13 protein-coding genes are annotated in these 14,667 nt (G+C 67.8%); 1 reads left to right on the forward strand and 12 read right to left on the reverse strand.

Annotated features, from left to right (window positions below):
- Positions 1-42: 42 nt before the first annotated feature.
- The 12 genes from F9929_RS14995 to F9929_RS15050 all read right to left on the reverse strand — a co-directional run bounded on the left by F9929_RS14995 (position 43) and on the right by F9929_RS15050 (position 13,346).
- Entirely contained in the window at positions 43-1,008 is a 966-nt protein-coding gene (locus F9929_RS14995; RefSeq protein WP_152047401.1) for an HAD-IIA family hydrolase, read from the reverse strand.
- Positions 995-2,515 (reverse strand): xylulokinase, encoded by a 1,521-nt coding sequence (locus tag F9929_RS15000; RefSeq protein ID WP_152047402.1) that lies wholly within the window; start codon positions 2,513-2,515, stop codon positions 995-997. The genes F9929_RS14995 and F9929_RS15000 overlap by 14 nt, the downstream gene beginning before the upstream one ends.
- Positions 2,512-4,014 carry an iron-containing alcohol dehydrogenase gene (locus F9929_RS15005; RefSeq protein WP_152047403.1) on the reverse strand — a complete coding sequence of 501 codons (1,503 nt, stop codon included), beginning with the start codon at positions 4,012-4,014 and terminating at the stop codon, positions 2,512-2,514. The genes F9929_RS15000 and F9929_RS15005 overlap by 4 nt, the downstream gene beginning before the upstream one ends.
- Positions 4,015-4,024: 10 nt before the next feature.
- Positions 4,025-5,041, reverse strand: a complete 1,017-nt coding sequence (locus tag F9929_RS15010) for an ABC transporter permease (RefSeq protein WP_152047404.1) — start codon at positions 5,039-5,041, stop codon at positions 4,025-4,027.
- A 36-nt stretch (positions 5,042-5,077) separates the two neighbouring features.
- Complete coding sequence (locus F9929_RS15015; RefSeq protein WP_152047405.1) at positions 5,078-6,574, reverse strand: sugar ABC transporter ATP-binding protein; 1,497 nt, start codon at positions 6,572-6,574, stop codon at positions 5,078-5,080.
- 80 nt (positions 6,575-6,654) lie between these two features.
- Complete coding sequence (locus F9929_RS15020) at positions 6,655-7,635, reverse strand: substrate-binding domain-containing protein (protein ID WP_210251347.1); 981 nt, start codon at positions 7,633-7,635, stop codon at positions 6,655-6,657.
- Positions 7,636-7,714: 79 nt separating this feature from the next.
- The gene (locus F9929_RS15025) at positions 7,715-8,389 is read right to left on the reverse strand and encodes a 2-oxo acid dehydrogenase subunit E2 (protein WP_152047406.1); all 675 of its coding nucleotides are present in this window, start codon (positions 8,387-8,389) and stop codon (positions 7,715-7,717) included.
- Between the two features lie 12 nt (positions 8,390-8,401).
- Positions 8,402-9,265 (reverse strand): class II fructose-bisphosphate aldolase, encoded by an 864-nt coding sequence (locus tag F9929_RS15030; RefSeq protein WP_152047407.1) that lies wholly within the window; start codon positions 9,263-9,265, stop codon positions 8,402-8,404.
- Positions 9,266-9,299: 34 nt separating this feature from the next.
- Entirely contained in the window at positions 9,300-11,003 is a 1,704-nt protein-coding gene (glpD, locus tag F9929_RS15035; RefSeq protein ID WP_210251348.1) for a glycerol-3-phosphate dehydrogenase, read from the reverse strand.
- An 80-nt stretch (positions 11,004-11,083) separates the two neighbouring features.
- Positions 11,084-11,326 (reverse strand): biotin/lipoyl-containing protein, encoded by a 243-nt coding sequence (locus F9929_RS15040; protein ID WP_152047408.1) that lies wholly within the window; start codon positions 11,324-11,326, stop codon positions 11,084-11,086.
- On the reverse strand, positions 11,323-12,345 hold the full coding sequence (locus F9929_RS15045) for an alpha-ketoacid dehydrogenase subunit beta (protein WP_152047409.1): 1,023 nt from the start codon (positions 12,343-12,345) through the stop codon (positions 11,323-11,325). Before F9929_RS15045 ends, F9929_RS15040 begins: the two co-directional genes overlap by 4 nt.
- The gene (locus tag F9929_RS15050; RefSeq protein ID WP_210251349.1) at positions 12,342-13,346 is read right to left on the reverse strand and encodes a thiamine pyrophosphate-dependent dehydrogenase E1 component subunit alpha; all 1,005 of its coding nucleotides are present in this window, start codon (positions 13,344-13,346) and stop codon (positions 12,342-12,344) included. The genes F9929_RS15045 and F9929_RS15050 overlap by 4 nt, the downstream gene beginning before the upstream one ends.
- A gap of 281 nt (positions 13,347-13,627) precedes the next feature.
- Between F9929_RS15050 and F9929_RS15055 the strand changes: the two genes are divergently transcribed.
- Entirely contained in the window at positions 13,628-14,647 is a 1,020-nt protein-coding gene (locus F9929_RS15055; RefSeq protein ID WP_193227778.1) for a sugar-binding transcriptional regulator, read from the forward strand.
- The last annotated feature ends 20 nt before the right edge of the window (positions 14,648-14,667 follow it).

Raw genomic sequence — 14,667 nt, forward strand, 5'->3', positions numbered from 1 at the left:
CCGAGCCGCCGTGAGCTGGCGGTGGCATTCGGGAACGAGGGTTCAGATCGACGGGATCACCACATCGGGGACGATGCCCGAACGGGTGATCGCCTCGTCGGCGTTCGAGCCCGCGAGGATGCCGTGGCGCGTCACGAGGATCGTGCCGCAGCCGGCCGCCGCGCCGCCGAGGATATCGGTGTGGAGCGTGTCGCCCACCATCGCGATCCGGCCCGGCCCAAGGCGTTCGGCGGCGAGCTCGAAGGCCGCCGCGTAGGGCTTGCCGAAGAAATGCGGCCGGACCGTCGTGCGGTCCTGGATATCGTGGCACCACCAGCCGGGCTCGAGCGTCAGGCCGTCTTCGCGCGGCGCGACGAGATCGGGATTGGCGACGACGAGTGGCCTGGGCCGCGCGGACAGTTCGGCGACGAGACGGTCCTGCAGGCGCTCGTTCCAGCGCGCGGAGGACAGAAACATGAAGCCCTCGGCCGCCGACCAGGCCTCGTCGCGATCGAGCAGATCGAGGAGCCGCGCATCGGTGTCCTCGAAGCCGTCTCCCTCCGCCGAGATCGCCGCCCATGCGATGCCGGGCGCGAGCGCGTCGAGATGCCGGAAGGCGATGTCACGGCTCGACACCACTTCCCCGCGCCGCACGTCGAGGCCCATGCGGCGATATTTGGCGAGCGCCGCCTCGCCCGTGTAGCTCGCCGCGTTGGTGAGGACGCAGAAGGGCTTGCCCATTGCCCGAAGGGCCGAAAGGCACTGCGCGGCGCCCGGAATCGCCGTATCCCCGACATTCAGGACGCCAAAGGAGTCGAACAGATAGGCATCGAAGCGCTCGGCCGTGTCGAGAAGGTTCTCCATCCGGACGGGCGGACCCCGGTCCGGCATCGCGGGAAGGCGCTCGCGAATGGCCTCGTAGCGCGCAAAGGCATGTTTCAGCGTCGTGGTCTGGGGCGCCACGGAAACGCCGGTCTCCTCGCGCAGGGCCTCGGGCGGGACCGGCGGAACGGTGCTAGGCGACGTCATGCGCGATGTCCTGAAGTTTCGCGAACTCCTCGCGCAGCGAGGGGTAGATATTCTTGTAGACGTCGTAGAAGCGGTCGTAGCGGCTCGCATTCGCCTCGTCGGGCAGGTAAACGCGCCCGCTACCGCTCATGGACGACACCGCTTCCTCGACGCTGTCGAAGAGCTTGGCGGCGCTGGCCGCCAGCATGGCCGCGCCGAGGCAGGTGGCTTCCGGCTCGCAGGCGACCTCCACCGGGCGGCGCAGCACATCGGCGAGGATCTGGCACCAGAGCTGGCTGCGCGTTCCGCCCCCCATCACCAGGAAACGGTCGGCGGTGAGGCCCGTGACGCTTTCGGCCCCCGTGCTGGACAGCCTTTGCTCCATGGCGAGGCCCTCCAACATCGCGCGATAGAAATGGGCTTTGCCGTGCCGGCTCGACAGGCCGAACAGGACGCCGCGCGCCTGGCTGTCCCAGTAGGGGGTGAGAACGCCCGTCAGATAGGGCAGCGCCAGCAATCCTTCGGAGCCGACCGGCAGGTTGGCGGCCGCCGCTTCCAGGACCTGCTCCGGGGACAGGCCGAGCCCGAACGGGTCGCGTCCGACATCGGAAAAGCGATCCACGAACCAGTTGATGTTGTAGGTGCCCCCGCCGAAGAAGGTCTCGATGAGGTAGGAGCCGGGCACGCCGCCGGCCATCACGCGGAAAGCGCGGTCGACCTTATAAGCGGCGCTGAAGGTGCCCGACACGATGCCGGTTCCGAGGTTCAGATAGGCTTGGCCCGGACGCGTGATGCCGACGCCGAGGCCCGCCGCCTGCCCGTCGCCGAGCCCCGCCACGACCGGCAGGCCGGGTCGAAGGCCGAGATCCGCCGCGACGTCGGCGCGCAGCGCCCCCACCACCTCGCCCGGCGCGCAGGTCTCGCCGAACTGCTCGCGCGACAGGCCGACCTCGCCGACGAGCCCGTCGTGGATCTGAAAGGAGCGCATGTCGAGGACGCCGAGCGGGTCGACGCTCGCATAGGACGTCCGCCATTCGCCGGTCAGCCGCTGGACGAGATAGGTGTGGACGTCGGCGACACGATAAACACGGTCGAGAACGCGCGGCTCGTGCCGGCGCAGCCAGTGGAACTTGTACCAGCTCGTCGCCGTGTTGGGCGGCTTGCCGGTGATCTCGTGCACTTCGCGCGTGCCGAAGGTTTCCGCTTCCTCGGCCGCTCTCGTGTCGAGCCAGAGAATGGCGGGCCGAAGGGCCTGCCCGTCCTCGTTGAGGCACACGAAGGTTTCGCGCTGGTGGGTGATCGACAGGGCGGCGAGGCGCGAGGGATCGATCTGCCGGCAGGCCTGACCGATCGCCTCGGACGTGGCGCGCCACCACTCCACGGGGTCCTGCTCGCCCCATCCGGGGCGCGGGGTGGAATGGCCGAAGGTCACCCGGCCCATGCTCAAGGACCGGCCCCGCCGGTCCCAGACCACGGCCTTGGCGGCAGTGGTGGAACAGTCGACGCCGAGAACGAGGTCGCCGGTCATCTCGCGCCATCCTCGGCCGCCGCGCAGGCGGCCTCGACGCGGGCGAGAACCCGCGCGATGCCCGCCTCGTCCCACCAGCCGCAGAACAGGAGAAGATCGGCCACCGTGAAGCGCTCGCGCATGAACTGGCAGTTGGCCACAACCCAGCGCGTCAGCTCGTCGGAGGGGGCGGGTTCGAGATCGCGGGAACGCTTGGCCGAGCCGGCGCGATGGAGATTGGCAGCGATCGCACCGGAACTCAGGACCATCGCCTCGTGCTGGCGCAGCTTTTCGTCCCATGCGCCGAAGAACGCCTCGACCTTAGCGCGCGAGGCGTGCCAGTCGGCGAGCTTGCGGCGATAGCGCGACCAGCATTCCTCGCCGAGCCGCCCGGAGGGATCAATGGTGGCGAAGGCATCGCGCACTGTCGCTTCCAGGGTTTCGGCTGCGGGAAACAACCGATCCAGGGCCACGGGGCCGGAGTTCCATCGATCGCGGAACTCCTCCCAGGCGGCCGCGCGGATCACCGAACCGACGCCGACCTGCGCGCCGTGAAGGCCCGTCGGCTCGCCGCGCTCGCCCGACACCATGTCCAGCATGTGGCTGAAGAGATGCTCCATCCCCGACAAGGGCGCGGTGGTGCCGCCGACCCCCGTCACGATGCCGCGCATCAAAAGCGCCTTGGCAAGGCGCGCGCAACTGTCGTGGTCGGCGCTGCGCACCCCGGACGACCACGTCTCGACATCCTCGCCGCAGAGTTCCAGAAGGTCGAGAAGCACCGGGGCATAGGTCTGGTCGAGCCCCATCTGGCAGGCCAGGAACCAGTCGCCGGGCGCGGAATACATGGACAGGAGTTCGCCGAAGCCCGACGCGTTCAGGACATGGGGCGCGGTCGCGATGACGCGCGTGTCGGCAAGGACCGCTTCCGGCCAGCGCGTCAGGAGGGTGCGCTTCACGCCGTTCTGCAGCACCACGGAGAAGTTGTCCGTGAAGCCGTCCACGGAGGCGGCCGTCTGCACCACGACATGAACCGGCACGCCGTTCCTCTGCGCCGCGATCTTGGCGACATCGGTGACCGTGCCGCCGCCGACGGAAACGATGCATTGCGCCCCGACGGCGAACCGCGCCGCCTCGTCGATCACCGGGTCGTCGGCATGCATCACGGCATGGCCGTCGTTGAGCACCGTCCAGGCAGCGTCGAAGCGCCCGCTGAGTTCGGCGAACACGGCCTTCTTGAAATCAGCGCCGTCGCGCCGGATGGTGACGGGGTCCACCATCATGAGGACGCGGGCGCTCCGGTCCGGCGCGACGCCCGCCTCGCGCAAGTGACGCGCCACGGTTTCCGCGACATCCGGCAGGACGTTTTCGCCGACCACGATCTCCCTCAAGCCCAGCGGCTCGAACTGCGAGCGCGGGTCGTTGCGGGAAAGCGCGTCGCGGATGCGGTCGAGCTGTCCGAGGTCCGTCAGTTGGAGACCCAACTTCGACCGGGGGCTTTGGGGGCTCGGGGACTGGGACATGGAAGGACCCTTATCGGCTCGACCGGCGATCCAGCATCACCGCGACGATGATGGCGACGCCGATCACGACGGGCTGGAGGTTGGGGGAGACGTTGAGGAGCGCCATGCCGTTGCGCAGGACGCCGATGATCAAAAGGCCGATGAAGGTGCCGAGCATGCCGCCCGATCCGCCGGCGAGACTCGCCCCGCCGATCACCACCACGGCGATGACGCTGAGAAGATCGGTGGCGCCGGCGGTGGGATGGGCGGTGTCGAGGCGCGAGCCGAGAACGAGGCCGGCGACGGCCGCGAGCACTCCCGCCAGGACGTAGACGCCGAGCTTGACGCGGCGCGTGTTGATGCCGGACAACCGGGCCACCTCCTCGTTGCCCCCCACCGCATAGAGCGCGCGCCCCGCCGGCCGAAAGGTCAGCCAATAGGCGGCGATCAGGTAGATCGAGATCATGAGGACGGTTTCGAGCGGAACGCCGAGAAGGCGCGTCGAGGTGAGCGCCGTGAAATAGTCGGGAAAGCCGGTGATCGGGGCGCCGTTGGTGATGAACAGCGCGATGCCCGAACAGGCCGACATGGTGGCGAGCGTCGCCACGAAGGGCTGGATGCGGCCATAGGTGGACAGGACGCCGTTGACGAAGCCGACAAGCGCGCCAACGCCAAGGCCCGCAAGACACGACACGGGGAACGGCACCCCGAACTCGCGGTAAGCCCAAGCATTCACCATCAGGCTGACGGCCAGAACCGCACCCACCGACAGATCGATGCCGCCGATTACGATCACAAGGGCCGCGCCCACCGCCATGATGCCGATCTCCGACACCTGGCTGAAGATGTTCACCATGTTGCGCGTCGTCATGAAGTACGGCGACAGGTAGGAGAACACGAGGCAGATGATCACGAGGCCGATCAGGGGGCCCGGTACGAAGCGCAGGGCCGACAGGCCCGGAATGGAGCGGCCCGTGCCGGTCTCATCCCTGGCGGAGGTGGCCGGGACCGTTCTCGGCGCGGCGGCGTGGGTGTTCGCGTCTGACATGGCCGTTGCCTTCTGAATTTTGCGGGGACCGAGCCTTTAGTTGCTGACCGCCAGCGACATGACCTTCTCGGGACTGGCCTCCTCGCGCGTGAGAATGCCGCGCTGGCGCCCTTCCGACATGACGAGAATGCGGTGCGACAGGCCGAGCACCTCCTCCAGTTCGGAGGACACGACGATCACGCCCATGCCCTCGGAGGCCAGCTTGCGCAGGATTTCGTAGATCGCCATCTTGGCGCCGACATCGACGCCGCGCGTCGGTTCGTCCACGATGAAGACCTTGGGATTCTCCACCAGCCATTTGGCGAGGAGGACCTTCTGCTGGTTGCCGCCCGACATGTGGCCGACCGGCAGGTCGAGCCGCCCGCGGATGTCGAAGCGGCGGCGCTGCTCTTCGCCCACGCGCTTCACCGCGGCGGGCGTGATCTGCCCGAAGCGCGCGAGCTTGCGCTCCCAGGGCAGCGTGATGTTGGCGGCGGCGGAGCGGTCGAGATTGAGGCCGAGACCTTTCCGATCCTCGGGCACCATGAAGATGCCGGCCTTCATGGCGCCGCCGGGGCTGGTGTAGCGGACCGGCTGGCCGGCGACCTCGATCGTGCCCGCGTCCAGGCGGTCGGCGCCGCTGACCGCCCGCACGACCTCCGAGCGCCCCGCCCCGACGAGCCCGGCGAAACCGAGGATCTCGCCTTCCTGGAGATCGAAGGACACGTCGCGGAACGCGCCCTGGCGGGACGCCCCGTTCACGCGCAGCACGACCTTTTGCCCGCGCGGCTTGGGGGCATGGTGCTCGAAGGTGAATTCGCGCCCGACCATGGCGTTGATCATCTCGTCCTTCGGGACGGGCTTCACGTTCCATTCGGCGACCTTGGCGCCGTCGCGAAGGCACACCACGCTGTCGGCGACGCTCTGCACTTCGTCGAGACGATGCGAAACGTAGATGACGCCTGTGCCCTCGGCGCGAAGGCGCATCACCTGCGCCAGGATCTGTTCGGCCTCCGCCTCGCCGACGGCCGCCGTCGGCTCGTCGAAGATGACGTAGCGCGGTTTGCGCAGAAGCGCCTTGGCGATCTCGATGCCCTGCTGAACGCCCATCGTCAGACCGCGCACGGTGCGGCGCGGGTCCACCGCGACGCCGAGCGAGGCGAGAACGGCGCGCGCTTCTTCTTCCATGCGCGCCCGGTCGACGCGGCCCCCGCGGAGCGGCAGGCGTCCCAGAAACAAGTTCTCGGCGACCGACAGGCCGGGCAGGAGGCGGATTTCCTGATGGATCAGCGCGACGCCTTCGGCCAGGGCATCGGAGGGCGAACGGGGGCTGTAAGGCTTGCCGTCGAGCCAGATCTCGCCTTCGGTCGGCGAAACGACGCCCGCGACGATGGAGTTGAAGGTCGACTTGCCCGCGCCGTTCTCGCCGATGAGGCCGACCACGGTGCCGGGCCGAAGCGCGAAGTCGACGGATTTCAGGACCTTGATCGGGCCGTAGTTCTTGACGAGCCGGCGGCAGACCAGACCGGCTTCTGCGGGAGCGGTGGCGTCCATGGCAAATCCGATGCGAGCGACGGGTCGATGGGGAGATCGATCCGGCGCCCGAAGGCGCCGGACCGTCGTTCCTTAAAGGATCAGTAGCGTTCGGCGGCCGGACCGTAGAAATCGGTGACCTTGAACTTCTCGACGTTCTCCTTGGTGATGAGAACGGCGTCCTGATACTGCTCGGCCGGGATCGACGCCGCGTCGCCCTTCAGCACCTTCACGGCGTCCTGCACCGCCATCTGGCCCATCTTGTAGGGAATTTGGGCCATGGTAGCCTGGGTCAGGCCGTCCCGGATCGCCTTGAACATGGTGGGGAAGCCGTCGATACCGACGGAAAGAAGGTCGGTGCGTCCCGCCTGGCGGGCCGCCTTGGCGGCGCCGAGCGACATGGCGTCGCTTTCGGCGAAGACGGCCTTGATGTTGGGATTGGCGGTCAGGATGTTCTGCGTCGCCTGGAAGGCCTCGTTCTCGTCCCAGTTCGCGGTTTGGGTCGCCACGACCTTGACCTTGGGATGCTGGGCGAGCGCTTCGTTGCAGCCCTTCGTGCGCTGTTGTTCGGCCGTGGAGCCGAGAACCCCCGTCAGGATCGCGATCTCGCCCTCGCCGCCCATCTGGCCGAACAGCCAGGTGCAAAGGTCGCGGGCGGCTTTGACGCTGTCGGTGGCGATGAATGTGGCGATCTTGCCGTTGCCGGATTCGGGGCGCTGGTCGACCGCGATCACCGGCACGTCGGCCTGGTTGGCGGCGCGAACGCTCGCGGCGGCGGCGGTGGAGTCCTGCGAGATGAAGAGAAGCGCGCCGGGCTGCTGCACCAGGAGGTTCTGCACCTGGTTGATCTGCTCGCGCGAGCTGTTGTTGGCGGATGCCACGTTGAGCTGAAGGCCGGCCTCCTGCGCCGCGGCCTTCATGCCGTCCACGGCGGCGATATAGAAGAGTGACTTCTGGTCGGCGACCGAGGCCGCGATAGCGCCCTTTTCCTGCGCTCCCGCGGCCAGGGGCGCGAAGGCCAGCGCCAGGGCCGAGCCCATCAGCGCGCCGGCGACGCAGTTGGTGAACGTGTTCCGGTTCATTGCGAATTTCCTCCCGTTGATGTTCAGCGTCAAAGGCTGAGTTCTTCCCAGCCTCCGGCCCTCCCAGGCCGATTGGATGTCATGCGTCCGTGTCGCGCTCGATGCGCTTCTTCAGGGCGGCCAGGAAGCCGGCGGCCTGCGCGCCGTCGAGCGCGCGGTGGTCGCAGGTCAGCGTCAGTTCGGCGATCTGCCGCCAGGCCGGCTCGCCCCCGTTCCAGACATGGCGGCGGTTGGTGGAGCCGACGGCCAGGATCGCCACCTGGGGCGGGTTCAGGATCGCGGTGAAGCGGGCGACATCGAACATGCCGAGGTTGGAAAAGGTAAAGGTGCCGTTCACGACGTCCGAGACCGCGATGCGCCCGTCGCGCACCTTGGCCACGAGATCGCGCCGGCGCTCGGCGATTTCGGGAAGCGACAACGCGTCCGCGCCGTGGATCACCGGCACGGTCAGCCCGCGCTCGGCCGCCACCGCCAGCCCCACATTGACCTCGTCATATTCCACGATCGCGTCGTCGCGATAATGGGCGTTGACGTGGGGGTGCTCCTTCAGCGTCGCGGCGCAGTCGGCGAGGATGATGTCGGTGAGGGTCACGCCCTCCGTGCGCCGTGCGCTCGCCGCTTCCATCGCGACCTCGATCGTGACGCCGAACATCGGGGCCGACCAGGCGGTCGCCATGTGACGGGCCATCAGCTTGGCGGTCTTGGTCAGCGGCCTGGAGCGGCCCGACGGTTCCGGGGAAAGGCTTGCGGACATCGGTCGATCCCCTCAAGCCGCCTTGCGCAGCGCGGCGGTCTTGCCGGCGCAGCCGTAAAGGCGGATCTTCTCTTCCGTGGCGTCCACCATGAGGCGGCGCCCTTCGGCCATCGCTTCTTCGAGCTGGCGGTCGCCCTTGGCCCAGACGGATTCGAAGCCGCGGCGGAAGGCGTGGCGGAGATCCGTGTCGGCGTTGAACTTGTGGACGCCGGCAGCCTTGGCGTCGTTGACTTCCTCGTCGGTCAAACCGGACGCGCCGTGCAAGACGAGCGGGATGCCCGTCGCTTCGCGGATCTCACGGATGCGCTCGATATTGATCGGCTCGGTCTGGAGGCCCGGAATGACGCCGTGCACGATGCCGACGGAGATCGCCAGATAATCGATGCCGGTTTCGCGCACGAAGCGGCGAGCCTCCTCGACATCGGTGTAGTAGTCGTTCCAATCGACGCTTTCGCCGACATCGGGGATCTTGCCGAGTTCGGCCTCGACCGGAATGCCGAAGGCGTGGGCGATCTCCACGACGCGGCGGGTCGTCGCGATGTTCTCCTCGAAGGGCAGATGCGCGCCATCGTACATGATGGAGGTGAAGCCGAGGCGGATCGCTTCCATGACCTCGTCCCAGGAGCCGTGATCGAGATGGATCACGTATTGGGCGTTCGAGCGCTCGGCGATGCGCTTGGTCAGCTCATAGGCGCGCTTGACGCCCATATGCGGGATGATCGCGCGGCCGACTTGGAGAAAGACCGGCGCGTCGGCACGCTCGGCCGCCCAAACGAGGGCCTCGGCGGTCTCGTCGTTGTGCATGTTGAAGGCGCCGACCGCGTAGCCGCCCTGGCGGGCGGCCTCGATGATCGCTCTGGGATCGGACTGGGTCATCGCAACTGTCCTCGACAGATAGTGGAGGGGAAAATCAGGCCGCGGCGGCGGAGGCCGGGCGGTTGTTGGTGGACGTGTCCGGGCGGCCGGGCACGTCGAAGCGTCGGATGTAGCGGCGGTAGTCCGCGATCTCGGCGGCGCGCCGTGCGCCGTCCCAGTTCTCGTGCCGGGCGAGGATATCTGCCGCCGCCTCGACAACCTCGCGCCCGCAGGTCGAATTCAGCCCGACCATGATGCGGCGGATCAGGGCATCGGTGAGCGTTCGGCAGAATTCGTGCCGGTAGGTGAAGACCAGTTCCGCACCGATCGCGCCGGTATCGGGATCGAAGGGCTCGGCCAGATCGGGGTGTTCGTGGGCGAGCGCCAGGATCTCGGCGGCACGCGCGCCATAGGTATCGACAAGACGGCGCACCGTTTCGGGCGAGGCCTCGCGAGTGCGCTCCAGCCCTTGGCGGAAAGCGTCCCAGTCGCCGACGCGGGCGCCGGGAAAAAGGGTGCGCCGGGTCGGACAAGGCGGCGCCTTGCGGCCGAGCTGCTTGTAGATCTCGTCGACAGCTTCTTCGGCGAGGCTGCGATAGGTGGTGAGCTTGCCACCGATCACCGACAGGAGCCCCCGGCGGGCGGGAGCGTGGTCGCGCAGGACGTGGCTGCGGGGCACCTTCCATTCCGATTGATCGGGCACGAAGGGCAGCGGGCGCACGCCGCTATAGGTGTAGAGAATGTCCGCCGTCGTCAGCTTGGCGCCGGGAACGAGCTGGTTGACCTCGCCGAGGAGGTATTCGACTTCCGCCTCGTCGGCGCGCGCCGTATCGGGATCGTCGGAGAATTTCTTGTCGGTGGTGCCGATCAGGATGCGCTTGCCCCACGGGATCACCAGGACGAGGCGGCCATCGGCGCGCGACTCGTAGTAAACGACATCGGTCGGCGCGCCCGGAAACGGGTCGAGCACCAGATGGCTGCCCTTGGCGCCGCCGATATGGCGCTCGCCCGGCTGGCCGCCCGAACCGTCGAGAACGGCGTCGACCCAGGGACCGGCCGCATTGACGACAAGGGGTGCGGCCAGCGAATGGCGCGTCCCCGTCAGGGTGTCGGTGAAGAGGATGCCGCGGATCGCCGGGCCGTTGGACACGAAGCCGTCCACCTTGGCATGGGTGTAGATATGGGCGCCGTCGGCCTTGGCGGCGAGCGCCACCTCGACGCAAAGACGCTCCGACCAGACGACCTGCCCGTCCATGAAGATCGCGCAGCCTTCGAGGCCGTCGCGCTCGATGCCGGGAAAGCGCCGGATGGTTTCCTCGCGCGACAATGTCTTATGGGAGTCCGTCGTCTTGTCGAAGGACAGGACGTCGTAGGTCACCATGCCGGCGCGGATCATCCAGCGCGAGCGCTTGTTATGCCGGTAGAAGGGGATCATCAACGGCACGGGCTTCACGAGATGGGGCGCGAGGCGGAACAGGAGTTCGCGTTCGCGCAGCGATTCCCGCACCAGGGCGACATCGCCTTGTTCCAGGTAGCGAAGGCCCCCGTGGATCAGCCGGCCCGACCAGGACGAGGTGCCGCTGCCAATATCTTCCTTTTCCACCAGCGCCACGCGCAAACCCCGCGCCGCCGCGTCCCTGGCGATGCCGGCCCCGTTGATGCCGGCGCCGATCACGATGAGATCGAAGACGTTTTCGGGCTGGGGCACGGGGGCCTTGCCGCCTGCCGCCGTTTGCGGGTCGCTTCCCATGTCGCTCATGGCACACCGTTCCGGGATGGAGGTTGCGGGGAAGAACCGCCGGCCGGTGCCGGCGGCGCATGTCGGGGGTCTTCAGCCCGTCAGTCGTCAGACTCGATGATGGCGACGACGGAGCGGACCTTGGCTTCCTCGCCCTGCTGGACGAGGATTTCGGTGAGCGTGCCGGTGGCGGGCGACTCGAGTTCCTGGGTGGCCTTCTCGGCCTCGATCTCGGCCAGCGGCTCGTCTTCGGTGACGCGGTCGCCGACTTTCTTCAGCCATTGCGAGACGGTGCCCTCGCTCATGCCCATGCCCCACTGGGGCAGCAGAACCTCGACCTTCATGCGACAAACCTCCGTTGGCTCTGGTCCGAACACACCGCCTCGATGGCGGCGACGATGCGTTCGGTGGTGGGATAGATCTGCGATTCCAGGGCCGGGCTGAACGGCACCTGCATGTTCAGCGACGCGACCCGCTTGATGGGCGCGCGCAAGGCATCATAGGCCTCGTCGGCGACCACGGCCGCGATCTCGGCCGCCGCGCCGCAGGTGCGGTGCGCGGGCTCGGCGATCACGAGGCGGCCGGTGCGGCGCACCGATTCAACGATGGTTCTGGTGTCGAGCGGAACCAGCGTGCGCGGGTCGATGACCTCGCAGGAGATGCCGCGCTCGGCCATCGCGTCGGCCGCCTTCAAGGCGAGCGCCAGCGAGCCGGACACGCCGACCACGGTGACGTCGGTTCCTTCGCGCCGCGTGCGGGCGACGCCGAGCGGAATCCGGTATTCCTCGTCGTCGACCTCTTCCTTCTGGCCCCAGAGAGGCACCGCCTCGAACATCAGCACCGGGTCGTCGCTGTCGATCGCCGAGCGCAGGAGGCCCTTGGCGTCGCTGGCAGAGGCGGGCGCGATCACTTTCAGACCGGGCACGTTCATGAACATCGGATAGGGCCGGTCGGAATGGTGCGCGCCGGTGTTGAGCCCGTAGAACATGGCCGAGCGGAACACGACCGGGATCGAACTCTGACCGCCGAACATATAGCGGTTCTTGGCCGCCTGGTTCACGAGCTGGTCCATCGCCATGTAGAGGAAGCTCGAATAGCTGAGATCGACGATGGGCCTGAGGCCCGTCATCGCCGCGCCGATGGCGGCGCCGACGATCGCTTCCTCCGCGATCGGCGTGTTGCGAATCCGGTTGCGCCCGAATTCCTGCACGAAGTCGCCCCGTTCGGCCCGCGCCTTGCCCGAGCCGGTCGTGCCGTAGACATTGGCCTCGACGTCCTCGCCGATGATGATCACCCGCTCGTCGGCGACCATCGCCTCGCGCTGCGCGGCCCCGATGGCCGCAATGTAGGTCATCACGCTCATAGAGTGGTCTCCAGATCGTAGGCGTCGGAGTAGAGGTCCTCGAACGCGACGTGCGGCTCGGGATCGGGGCTTTCCAGCGTGAAGCGGACGCAGTCCTCGACTTCCTGCGCGATGGCGGCGTCCATCTCGTCCATCTGAGCCTCGCTCGCCACGCCGCGCTCGATGAGCACCTGGCGGAACAGGACGATCGGGTCCTGCGACAGCCAGTGGTCGCGCTCGGTGGCGTCGCGATAATCGACGTTGATGCGCAGCCCCTCGGAATGCTCGCGGAAGCGGTAGGTCATGACCTCGACCAGCGTCGGGCCTTCGCCCGCGCGGGCCCGGTCGGCGGCCTCGGCCACCGCGTCGTAGACGGCGAGCACGTCCTGACCGTTGTCGACGCGCACGCCCGGCAGGCCGAAGCCGTGGGCGCGGTCGACGATGCGGCCCGACGTCACCGTGTGGGCCGGAGTGGACAGGGCGTATTGGTTGTTCTCGCACAGGAAGATGACGGGCAGCTTCCAGACGGCGGCAAGGTTCAGCGCCTCGTAGAAGACGCCCTGGTTGGCCGCGCCGTCGCCGAAGAAGGACAGGGCGATGCGGTCTTGCTTGAGCACCTGGGCCGACAGGCCGGCCCCGACCGCGATCGGGATGGAGGAGCCGGTGATGCCGGACTCGCCGAGGCTGCCGACCGCGTAGTCTGCAAGGTGCAGCGAGCCTCCCTTGCCCTTGCACACGCCCGTGGCCTTGCCGACGAGCTCGGCCATCAATGGCCCGAGCGGCGAGCCCTTGCCGATCGGATGGCCGTGGCTGCGGTGGTTGCCGGTCATGTGGTCGCCGCGCCGAAGCGCCATGCAGGCGCCGACCACCTGCGCTTCCTGCCCGATCGAGGTGTGAACGGTGCCGGGGATCTGGCCCCGCTTCACCATCTTGGACGCGCGTTCGTCGAACAAACGAATGCGCAACATGCGACGCTGCATCTCCAGCATCGTCTCGGCCGACAAGGACGCCGAATTCTGCATGCCCTCCCCCTTGCACCAAATGTTCAACTGTTGAACTTAAGTATCACGTCCGCAGCGGGCCGCAAGTGGAAAAATCGACGAGGCATGCATGCTCGTACCTTTCCTCGCACGTCATGCGGGTAGACAAAGGAGAACGAAAGTCGTCGTGTTCTGGGGGAATCAGGGTGTCGGCGCGCGGACATGGCAGGCCGCAAGACTTTCTGACGCAGTTGAGGTCGCACTGGACGAATGTTCCTCCAAGCCCCACAGAGCAAAGCCAGGAACGAGGGAAACAGGCGCGCATGAGCGAAATCGATAGGATCAGCAATGAGCCGGCCCGAGCGGCGTGGCTCTACTACGCCGAGGAACTGACCCAGAGTCAGATCGCGGAGAAGCTCGGCGTCAGCCGCAGCACCGTGATCCGTCTTCTGCGCCGGGCCAAGGAAAGCGGGCTGGTGCAGATCACGCTCGGCGTTTCCACCCAGACCTTCGAAGCCGAGCGCGACATCGAGGCGCGCTACGGCCTGAAACGAGCGCGCATCGTTCCGGGCGCCGAGGACGAGGCCATGCAGCGCCGCTGGATCGGCCAGATCGCGGCCGAAACGCTGACCGGCATGGTCCATGACGGGTCGATCGTCGCGGTGTCCTGGGGCACGACGCTGCAGGCCATGGCCGACTCGCTGTTCGGCGAAACGCAGGTCTCCAACATGCAGACGGTGGCGCTGGTCGGGGGGCTCCACAATGCGAGCCGGGGCACGAACCCGTCCGAGGTGGCCGAACAGCTCGGGCAATATTTCCGGGCGCCCGCCCGCGCCCTTTACGCGCCGGTCTACGTCAAGAACGAGGCCACCGCCGCCGGGCTTCGAAGCGATCCGGGTCTCGGCGAAGCGCTGGATCTGGCCCGCAATGCCTCACTCGTCGTGTTCGGCGTCGGCGCGCTCGACGACAACGCGACCATGCTGAAGCTCGGTTATCTCGATCCGGCCGAGCGCGCCTTCATCGAGCGCGCCGGGGCGGTGGGCGACATCGGCTGCCGCTGGATCGACGCGGACGGGCGCCCCGTGCCGCTTCCCCCGACCATCCATCCGATCGGCATCGACCTTGACGAGCTGCGGCGCATCCCCGAGCGTCTGGCGGTGGCGAGCGGCGCGACGAAGCGCGAGATCGTGCGCGCGACGCTGCGCGGCGGATATGCCACCCATCTCGTCACCGACGAGGCCTGCGCCGCCTTTCTTCTGGCGGACAAGGAGGGGGCGGCGGCTTCGGAAAGCAGCCGCGCCGCGAGCGTGCCCGAACGGCGGGCGGGCGGGCGGCGGCGCTGATCGGCCCTTGTCGGGAACTC

It is taken from the genome of Aureimonas psammosilenae, assembly GCF_009176975.1.
GTDB lineage: Bacteria > Pseudomonadota > Alphaproteobacteria > Rhizobiales > Rhizobiaceae > Plantimonas > Plantimonas psammosilenae.